This is a genomic window from Microbacterium sp. C448 (assembly GCF_000582705.2).
Classification (GTDB): Bacteria; Actinomycetota; Actinomycetes; order Actinomycetales; family Microbacteriaceae; genus Microbacterium; species Microbacterium lacus_A.
On record NZ_HG779667.1, the window covers coordinates 1 to 8305 of the forward strand.

Below are 8305 nucleotides of genomic sequence, written 5' to 3' on the forward strand. Positions count from 1 at the left end.
CCGCCTACTGGCTGAATCTGCTCATCGACACGACCATCCCGTTCAGCTGCAACGCCTCGCAGCGGCCGCACGGGGCGCTTGCCAACGACGGCGATCGCAACCTCGTCGACAGCGTCGCCTACATCCGTTCGCGCATCTGGGCGGACACGCAGGGCGCCGATGCGATCGGTGTCGTGCTCGTGCAGGACGAGCAGATCTTCGCCGCGCGCGACGCGCAGAAGGCGGATGCTCGGCCAGGCGGCTTCGTTGCGACCGGCGGGCACGGCGGCATCATCGGCACGATCGGCGCTCCGGGCGATCCCATGCTCACCTACCGCCCGGCCAAGGCGCACACGTCGCGCTCCGCCGTCAACCTGCGCCGCATTCCCAACGTCGTCCTCGGCGTGACGGCCGGACAGACCGGGGTGAACACGGTCGAGGTCCCCCTCAAGGATCCCGCGGGAATGCTGCTCGAGAGCGCCATCCCGAAGGTCACGATCGCCAAGTATGCGCGCTACGGCATGGACGATTTCTCCGACTCCGCAGCCATGCAGGTCGAGATCCTGGCACGTATCGAGAAGAACCTCCAGAACTTCCCCCTCGCGGGTTTCGTGCTCGAGGGAATGGCTCCCTTCGGCATCGGCAACGAATCCGAGACGGCGGCGCTCGAACAGGCGGTGCTCCGCGGAATGCCCGTGGTGTGCGTCAACCGCGGCAACGCGGAGGGCATGGTCGGGGGCGGTCCGGGGCCCGCGTTCATCTCGGGCAGCAACCTCACCGCGACGAAGGCCCGGCTGCTGTTGATGGCCTGCCTCATGCGGTTCGGGGCACTGCCACCGGCTGCCGATCCGTCTGCTCTGACGGGTGAGGAGTGGCAGCGGATTCACGCGCGCGTGCGTGACTACCAGCAGGTTTTCGACACGCACTGAACCGGCCGCAAGCGAACGGGAGGGGACGCGCCCGCCCCCGGTGTCGGACGACCGCGCGATGATGGGGGCATGCCCTTCGCAGACGAACTCCTCGGCGTCGGGGTGGCACGCGAGCTGACCCGGTGCATCCAGGACGCCATGCCCGGGCGGCAGCTCCGCGAGCTACCCGTCGCGGCGGAATCGCTCGATGGGCTGTCGCTCCGGGAACGCGCGGACCTGCTGCGCGATGCCCTGCTGGCGGATGTCCCGGGCGACTACGCGACGCTCGCCCGAATCATCCGCTCTGCCGCCACCCGCGACGCCGCCTTCACGGGTTGGTTGATCTGGCCCGTCACCAGCGCCGTCGCGGCCCGCGCCGTCGACGAGGGGACGGATGTTTCGTTCGACGACGCCATGGCATTGCTCTCCGAATTGACGAGTCGGCTGACGGCGGAGTTCGCGATCCGCACGCTGCTCCGTCACGACCTCGACCATGCCCTCGAGATCGTCACCGACTGGACCGCTTCACCGGACGAGCACGTGCGGCGGCTCGCGAGCGAGGGCACGCGCGTGTACCTGCCGTGGGCGGTCCGCGTGCCGGGCCTGCTCGATCGACCCGGCGTCACGGTCATCATTCTGGACGCCCTGTATCGCGACGACAGCGAGTACGTGCGCCGATCTGTTGCGAACCACCTCAACGACCTCAGCCGCGACTCCCCCGAACTCGTCGTCGCGACGGCGCGGCGCTGGCTGGACACCCCCGCACCCACGACCCCGGCCCTCGTGCGCCATGCGCTCCGCACGCTCGTCAAGCGCGGCGACCCGCAGGCTCTCGCCCTACTCGGGTTCGGGCCCGCGGCCGTCCAGGTCGACGGGCCGTTCATCTCCGAAGCCCGGGTGCCGTGGGGCGATGAGGTCCGCTTCACCGCCGTCATCCGAAACACGGGCACCGAAACCGCGCGTCTGTCGGTGGACTACGTCGTGCACCACCGCCGGGCCAATGGCTCACTCGGCACGAAGGTCTTCAAGCTCGCAACCGCCGACCTCGCCCGCGGCGAAGAACTGGCGATCGACCGCCGGCATTCCTTTCGTGCGATCACTACGCGCCGCTACTACGCGGGCGAGCACGCCGTCGCACTGCAGGTGAACGGGATCGCGACGCCGCCCGCTGCGTTCGAGCTACTACCCCTCGAGAGTGATGCGGCACCGTGAGCACGCGAGCGATAATGGCGCGATGAGCGAGATCAAGACGCGGGCGACGGATGCCGATGTCACAGCTTTTCTCGAAGCCGCAACGCCTCAGCGGCGTCGCGCCGACGGGATTGCACTCGCCGAGATCTTCCGCGAGGTGACCGGCGTCGACCCGGTGCTCTGGGGCCCGTCGATCGTCGGGTACGGCAGCTACCAGTACGTCTCTCCCGCCAATCCCCGCACGAAGGGCGAATGGCCGAAGACGGGATTCTCGCCGCGGAAGGCACAGCTCTCGCTCTACGGCCTCAAGGATCTACCCGAGGGCGCGGCCTTGCTGCCGCAGCTCGGTACGTACACCGAGGGCGCCGGATGCATCTACGTGAAGAAACTCGACGACATAGACCTCGACATCCTCAAACGCCTGATAGCGATCGCCTGGCAGCGCGGCGACGACCCGACACCGTAGGCCGACCGCGCACGCCCGTCCCGATGCCGGGAGAACATCTGCCTGGCTATCGGCGCTCAGGGAGAGGAGGCTGACATCGTGCGCTCCTTCCGGATGTTGTGGCGGTATCCCGTGATCACCGTCGCGGCGATCATCCTCGTCGCCGTGCTCGTCCTGCACTCCGTGGGCGAGGAAGTCGCGGGGCGGTGGCTCGCGACCGCCGCCGTGAGCGTGTTCGTCGCGTGGACACTCGTCGGGATGGTCCGCGACGTCCTCCGCGGTCACGTCGGCCTCGACATCCTGGCCGTGGTCGCCATGGTCGCGACTCTGGCCGTCGGCGAATACGTCGCGTCGTTGATCATCGTGCTGATGCTCTCGGGCGGTGAAGCTCTCGAGGACTTCGCGGCCCGCCGCGCCAAGAGAGATCTGACGGCGCTGCTGGACAGGTCGCCGCGCATCGCCCATATCGTGACCCATCCGCGTGCCTCCGATTCCGACGAGGTACAGGATGTCGACGTCGACGACGTCGCGATCGGCGATGTCCTGCTCATCCGCCCGGCCGAGATCGTCCCCGTCGATGGCATCCTGCTCTCCGACACCGGCACGTTCGACGAGTCCTCCCTCACGGGAGAGAGCCTTCCCGTGAGTCGCGAAGCCGGCGGCGAGGTCCTCTCGGGCGCGATCAACGGATCACGGGCGGTGCGCATCCGGGCGGTGCGCCGCAGTGCCGACAGTCAGTACCAGCAGATCATCGCGCTCGTCCACGCCGCGGAGGGGTCGCGCGCCCCGGTCGTGCGGCTCGCGGATCGCTTCGCCATCCCGTTCACGGCCGTCGCTCTCGTGCTGGCCGGGGCCGCGTGGGCGATCTCGGGCGACCCGACGCGTTTCGCCGAGGTGCTCGTGCTCGCCACGCCGTGCCCACTCCTGATCGCCGCGCCCGTCGCATTCCTCGGCGGCCTCTCCCGCGCCGCGAAGGCGGGTGTCATCATCAAGGGCGGCGCCGTCATCGAACAACTCGCGCGCGTGCGGTCGGCGGCGTTCGACAAGACGGGCACGATCACGCAGGGCCGGCCTGCTCTCGTCGACGTCCGGCCGTCCGAACACATCCCGGCGGATCGGCTGCTGCTCCTGGCCGCCTCCGCCGAACAGTACTCATCGCACGTGCTCGCCGACGGCATCCGCCGCGCGGCCCTCGACCGCGGACTCGAGTTGATGATGTCTGAGGAGGCCAGCGAGAACGCCACCAACGGGGTGACGGCCCTCATCGACGGGCATTCCGTCGTGGTCGGAAAGCCCGCTTACGTCGCTTCGGTCGCTCCCGAGACCACGAGAGCCACGCTCTCCGCGGGTGAGGCCGCCGCGTACGTCGCGATTGACGGCCGCTTCGCCGGGGTTCTCGTGTTGGCGGACGACCCCCGGCCCGAAGCATCCGCCGTCGTCTCGTGGCTGCGCGCGCACGGCGTCGAACGCCTCGTCGTGCTGACCGGAGACAGCCGATCGACAGCAGACTCGATCGCTCGAGAAGTCGGTATCGAGGATGTTCACGCGGAGCTCCTCCCCGGAGAGAAAGTCCAGCTCGCCGCCCAGATGCGTCCGCGCCCGATGATGATGGTCGGCGACGGGATCAACGACGCGCCCGTGCTGGCCGCCTCCGATATCGGGGTCGCGATGGGCGCGCGCGGCGCGACCGCGGCCGGCGAGGCCGCCGATGTCGTCATCCTGGTCGACTCTCTCGCCAACGTCGTCGATGCGGTGTCGATCGGCAGACACACCCTACGGGTGGCTCTCACCGCGATCTGGATCGGCATCGGCCTGAGCGTCGGCCTCATGCTCGTCGCTACGACCGGGGTCATCCCGGCCGTGGCCGGTGCCCTCGTGCAGGAGCTGGTCGACCTGGCCACGATCCTGTATGCGCTTCGGGCGCTCGGCGGGCCGCCCACCGGGCTCGAGCCCGCGACGAAGAAGCTCCCGAAGAAGGCCGTCACCGATTAGGGCATCACGGTGGTTCACGCCCGCCGAACGGCCGCGAGATGGGGGCGAAGAGGAGGCGCCGCCTCAGATCACCGACCAGCCCCCGTCGGAGGGCAGGATGACCCCGGTCAGGTTCGTGCCGTCGTCGCTGAGCAGGAAGGTGATCGACGCCGCGAGCTGTTCGGGTTCGGCGATCGGGGGCAGCACGGTCATTGCGCTCGCGATCCGCTCCCGATATTCGCCCTCCATCGAGATACCCCCGATGTTGGTTGCGACCGGGCCGGGCGCGACGGCGTTGACGCGGATGCCCTGCGGCGCGTAGAGGAACGCGCTGCTGCGGGTGAGGCCGATCACCGCGTGCTTGGATGCCGTGTACGCCGCGCCCGCGGCCGACCCACGGATGCCGGCCTCCGAGGCGATGTTGACGATGGAGCCGGTTCCTGCGGCGAGCATGACCGGGATGACGGCCCGCGTGAGCCGGAACATCCCGGTCACGTTGATGCCCATCACGCGTTCCCACATCGCGTCGCTCACCTCGTGCAGCGGCGACATGTCGTCCATGATTCCCGCGACGTTCGCCAGTCCGTCGATCCGATCGCCGGCCGCCGACATGATCGCGTCGATGCCGTCGGGGTCGGTGATGTCGGCAACGACCGGTACGAAGTCTCCGTCGGTCAGCGACTCTGCGACGTCTGCGAGCCGCTCGGCGGAGACGTCGACGCCGATGACGCGTCCACCTTCGCGCACGATCCGGGCGGCGGTCGCGCGACCGATACCGGATGCAGCACCCGTCACGACGACGGTCTTTCCCGTGAATCGTCCCGGTGTGATCTGCTCGATCCAGCCGGTCTCCTCGTCGTCGTCGGAGTCTTCCACGACGACGCCGCCGTTCGCCCGGAGGACGAGATCGTCGACGACTTCTTGGCTGAGCTGCCCCTGACTCATCGCGACGAGACGCTGCAACGAGAGCAACTTCACTGGCGCGAGCGCCTTCTCGCTCTGGCCACCCTGCGCGAGCATCTCACGCAGCAGAGCGCCGCCGACCGGATGCTTGAGCCACTCCCCGACCGAACTCTTCGCGGTGAGCGGTCGATCGTTTTTCGCCATGAGATTCTCCTCCGTCGCCCTCGACTGTCAGGTCGATTCTGATCCCCAGGGGGAACAAAGTCAACGATGGTGACATTTGATCAGGGCATACTCGGAGCGGAGGGTGAAATGGGCGGCGAACGAGGACGAAGCAAGACGGCGATCAAGCACGCGGCGGCTTCTCTGTTCGCCGATCACGGATACGCGGCGACATCCATCCGGGACATCGCACGCGAGGCCGGCGCGGATCCGGCGCTCGTCATCCGGCACTACGGGTCGAAGGAGAAGCTCTTCCTCGACGCCATGCAGATCCCGCCGGAGTGGGCTCTGCGGTTCGAGCTCCCCCTGGAGACACTCGGCGAGCGCCTGGTCAGATACGTCATCGACACGGAGTACGAGGTGCGGGGCGTGTATCTCGCTCTCGTGCGCGCCAGCGACGCGGGCGACGTGGCATCCGCGCTCCATCTTGCGCACGATCACAACTTCGTCGAGCCGCTCCGCGCTATCCTCACGGGTTCCGACGCCGACCTGCGCGCGCGGCTCGTCGCTGCCGCCGTCGGCGGCCTCATGTCCACGCTCTGGCTGGTGCGCGACACCGCGCTTCTCGATGCGGATCCCGAGGCACTGATCCGGACGTACGCGACCGCCATCCAGCAGCTGGTCACGCCTGCCCAGCGCGGGGCAGCGTGACCAGCGGACTGAGCGCTCTCGGTCTCGTCTAGGCGGGTCGACGCCGCCGGAACGTCACGTCCTACGGTCGCCGGCCGCCACCGCCGCCGCCGCCCATCATCTGGTTCGACAGTTCCGTCAGCTGTTCGCCGTTGACGATCAGGGTTCCGCCCGAGAACGTTCCCGTCCCGTCGAAGTCGGTCGACGACTGCGCGGTGATGTCGATCGTGCCGCCCGTGATCGTGAGGTCACCGTTGCTGTCGATCGCGTCGGTGTCTCCCGAGCCCATCACGATCGTGATGTCTCCCCCGTTGATCGTCACGCTGAGGCCACTCGTGACGATGGCCGACGCGGCGGCGTTGATGCCGTCGTCGCTCGCATCGACCGAGATGTCGCCACCATCGATCACGATGACGGGCGCCTCGATGCCCTCGACGGATTCGAGGATGTCGATCGTGCCGCCCGTGATCGTCACCTGCTGCTCGGCCTTGACACCGTCATCGCCCGTGGTGATCGTGATGTCACCGCCCGAGACGACGAGTTGCCCCGCTCCGGCGTCGGTATCGTTGCTGGACTTCACGCCGTCGCCCGCTGCGTCGATCGCGATGGTGCCGCCGCTGATCGTCAGCGAGTCGGTGCCACGGATGCCGTCGTCGACGCTCTCGACGGTGATCGTTCCGGACTCGATCCATAGGTCGTCCTTGCCCACGATGCCGTCGGCAAATGTCGCGGTGACATCGAGCGAACCCGTACCTGTGATGATCAGGTCATCCGCGGAGTAGATGGCACCGTCGAGTTCTTCGTCGTCGATCTGGTCGTCGCTGCGCGTGGATCCGTCGGAGACGGTGTTGGTCGTGCCATCCGCGAGTTCGATGACTGTCGTTTCGGCGCTGTCGACCTGGATGGCGGCGCCCGCGCTACTCGCGATCGTGGCGCCGTTCAGGATGATGCGCACATTCCCGTCGGTGCCCACCACAACCTGTCCGGTGGTGGATCCACTCAGGACGTAGGTGCCGGCCTCGGTGATGGTGAGGCCGTCGTCGGTGAGCCCTACCTCAGTGGTCGGCAGAGCGCTCCAGTCGATGTCGCCGCTGGCGTTGCTCGTATCCACCGTGACGGTCGAGTTCGACTCGGTGGTCGATGCGGAGCTGGACGAGGTGGGCGTGCTCGAGGTGGTGGCAGTCACAGCGCATCCGGACACCAGGAGCGCAGAGGCCAGGAGGGCGGTGGAGGTCAGGGCGAGTCGTCTCATGGTCGATCCTTGGGTCATATTCGTTCGTGGCGGATCACCACTACACCGCGTGCCCCTATCCGGATCCTTTGCGCCGTCTATGCCCCCGCACTGGGTTGGCGACCGGTCGGCGCGCTCCGCGGAGAGTCGGCTACGAGCACGCTGGAGGAGACTCCTCTGAGCGGCGGGCAATCACTCCGAGGCTTGTCCGAACACGAATACCCTGGCTCTGATCGGCTTCATCGCCGCTTTTGTGATCCCAATCGCGGGTCTTGTTCTGGGCATGCTTGCCCGCCTCCAGCTGAGCATCCCGGGGAACCCTGAAACGGGCGAGAGCCGAGCCCGATGGGGCGTCTTCATCGGCGCACTCGGCACCCTGTTCCAAGTCGTCTTCACGCTCATGATCGGGTACACCCGGGACAGCACGGCGCGCCAGCGGATCAGCGACTTGGACCCGAAGGGATCATCAGGTTTTTGGCGGGCAATGCTTAAGTTCGTCAGCCGGAGCGGGCCATCTCGGAAACACGCAGATCTCTCATGCGTCAGCGATCTCAATGGGCAGCTGGAGGTCAGTTGCGATCGGCGTGTAAAGATCGACGCCTTGCTCCCGGGTCTTTAGAGACACGATCAGCGAGTAACGAACCGGGATGTTGAGCCGATCTTTGCGCTGGTTGCGTTTCCACCAGCCGCCAACTGGATATACGCCAAGCAGTCCGCTGGCCGCCAGCTCCTGCCCCGACCCTTCCCACATGTCTTGATGGAGCGAGCCGAGGTTGCGTTGATTTGGACCAATCAGGTCAAGTCCTGGGACGTGGTGTATCGGTG

General features: G+C 67.4%; 7 protein-coding genes and 1 pseudogene. 5 read left to right on the forward strand and 3 right to left on the reverse strand.

The window, feature by feature from the left end; all coding sequences use genetic code 11:
* The 4 genes from MIC448_RS07635 to MIC448_RS07650 all read left to right on the forward strand — a co-directional run.
* Positions 1–908, forward strand: a 908-nt coding sequence (locus MIC448_RS07635) for an asparaginase domain-containing protein (protein WP_036298031.1), incomplete at its 5' end; no start/stop codon positions are given.
* 69 nt (positions 909–977) lie between these two features.
* Positions 978–2099: a DNA alkylation repair protein gene (locus MIC448_RS07640; RefSeq protein WP_036298032.1), complete on the forward strand. Its 1122-nt coding sequence runs from the start codon at positions 978–980 to the stop codon at positions 2097–2099.
* Positions 2100–2121: 22 nt separating this feature from the next.
* The gene (locus MIC448_RS07645; protein WP_036298037.1) at positions 2122–2544 is read left to right on the forward strand and encodes a DUF1801 domain-containing protein; all 423 of its coding nucleotides are present in this window, start codon (positions 2122–2124) and stop codon (positions 2542–2544) included.
* Between the two features lie 78 nt (positions 2545–2622).
* Entirely contained in the window at positions 2623–4515 is a 1893-nt protein-coding gene (locus MIC448_RS07650) for a heavy metal translocating P-type ATPase (protein ID WP_243419926.1), read from the forward strand.
* A 63-nt stretch (positions 4516–4578) separates the two neighbouring features.
* Here the strand turns inward: MIC448_RS07650 and MIC448_RS07655 are convergent, their stop codons facing one another.
* Positions 4579–5601 carry an SDR family NAD(P)-dependent oxidoreductase gene (locus MIC448_RS07655; protein WP_036298034.1) on the reverse strand — a complete coding sequence of 341 codons (1023 nt, stop codon included), beginning with the start codon at positions 5599–5601 and terminating at the stop codon, positions 4579–4581.
* 108 nt (positions 5602–5709) lie between these two features.
* Between MIC448_RS07655 and MIC448_RS07660 the strand changes: the two genes are divergently transcribed.
* Positions 5710–6270 (forward strand): TetR family transcriptional regulator, encoded by a 561-nt coding sequence (locus tag MIC448_RS07660; RefSeq protein WP_036298035.1) that lies wholly within the window; start codon positions 5710–5712, stop codon positions 6268–6270.
* 61 nt (positions 6271–6331) lie between these two features.
* On the opposite strand, the gene MIC448_RS07665 is transcribed toward MIC448_RS07660, so the two are convergent.
* Entirely contained in the window at positions 6332–7501 is a 1170-nt protein-coding gene (locus tag MIC448_RS07665) for a carbohydrate-binding domain-containing protein (protein ID WP_036298038.1), read from the reverse strand.
* Positions 7502–8015: 514 nt separating this feature from the next.
* Positions 8016–8305 (reverse strand): annotated as a pseudogene (locus MIC448_RS07670) (hypothetical protein); the annotation flags it as partial.

Excerpts from the sequence above, each read along its gene's own strand:
- MIC448_RS07640 (WP_036298032.1), top strand. The coding sequence starts at position 978 with ATGCCCTTCGCAGACGAACTCCTCGGCGTCGGGGTGGCACGCGAGCTG.
- MIC448_RS07645 (WP_036298037.1), top strand. The coding sequence starts at position 2,122 with ATGAGCGAGATCAAGACGCGGGCGACGGATGCCGATGTCACAGCTTTT.
- MIC448_RS07655 (WP_036298034.1), bottom strand. The coding sequence starts at position 5,601 with ATGGCGAAAAACGATCGACCGCTCACCGCGAAGAGTTCGGTCGGGGAG.
- MIC448_RS07660 (WP_036298035.1), top strand. The coding sequence starts at position 5,710 with ATGGGCGGCGAACGAGGACGAAGCAAGACGGCGATCAAGCACGCGGCG.
- MIC448_RS07665 (WP_036298038.1), bottom strand. The coding sequence starts at position 7,501 with ATGAGACGACTCGCCCTGACCTCCACCGCCCTCCTGGCCTCTGCGCTC.